Source organism: Acidisphaera rubrifaciens HS-AP3, from assembly GCF_000964365.1.
Lineage (GTDB): Bacteria > Pseudomonadota > Alphaproteobacteria > Acetobacterales > Acetobacteraceae > Acidisphaera > Acidisphaera rubrifaciens.
Genome location: NZ_BANB01000922.1, coordinates 1 through 504, shown reverse-complemented (window position 1 = coordinate 504; position 504 = coordinate 1). Strand labels below are relative to the sequence as shown.

At 76.0% G+C, this 504-nt stretch carries 1 protein-coding gene; it reads left to right on the top strand.

Translation table 11 applies throughout. The features are described 5' to 3' along the window. Positions 1-151: 151 nt before the first annotated feature. On the top strand, positions 152-504 hold a 353-nt coding region (locus B8460_RS19060), incomplete at its 3' end, for a hypothetical protein (protein ID WP_456303913.1).

The window sequence follows — 504 nt, the reverse complement described above, 5'->3', positions numbered from 1 at the left end:
CATCTGAGTTCCTGCCAGATCGCCGCCCTGCTGGACCCCATCCTCGCGGCGCCGGCGCGCGTGAAGCCCTGCCGGCCGCGTCACGGTGGTGGATGAAGCCCCGTCATACGGCGGGATGGCGGCCGGATGGCGGCGCGCCCATGTGCGGCTGATGCCCCCCACCGACGGCGCCCCCCCGCCTGATCCGATCGCCGCCCTCTCGGCGGCCCTGGCGATGCGGGCGGCGGCGTGCGCCGCCTTCGTCGCGGCAATCGAGCGGCGCGGCAAGACGCCGCTGAGCGCGATCCTCTGGCGGGCGGACCTTCTGGTTACCTCCGAACAGGCCCTGCCCGGACGCGGCGACCATGCCGTGGTGCTGCCCGACGGCACCGCCGCGACAGCGCGGCTGCTCGGCCGCGACCCGTCGACCAACGTGGCCGTCCTGCGCGTCGCGGCACAAGAGGGCACGGCATCCAAGGGCGCGCCCCCCCAAGCCGACCGCCCCGAAGCCGACCGGCCCGAGGC